Annotated in this window: 1 protein-coding gene; it reads right to left on the bottom strand. The window is 54.9% G+C overall.

Features of this window, described 5'->3' with window-relative positions:
* A partial coding sequence (locus ACTHUT_RS22435; protein ID WP_440419336.1) for a helix-turn-helix domain-containing protein occupies positions 1-211 on the bottom strand: 211 nt, incomplete at its 3' end.
* Between the last annotated feature and the right edge of the window lie 22 nt (positions 212-233).

Consider the following 233-nt stretch of genomic DNA (forward strand, 5'->3'; position numbering starts at 1 on the left):
TTCCGTACTTTGCCTGTTTGAAACGGTTGTTGGTACTGGTTTGGGGTTTGAGCAGTCTGCCCCTTGCGGCTTTAAGTGCGCGGTAAATGGTGACGCGGCTGACTTGGTAGCGGCGTGCCAGGGAGGTGACGCTTTCCTTCCCCTGCGTGTAGGCCAGCCAAATGGCTTGGCGGTGGTGCGGGGTGAGACGGGTGTTTTTGTGCATGTTCATGTTTCAGTATTCTCCTGGAAAT

This window comes from Neisseria sp. P0022.S010 (assembly GCF_051956635.1).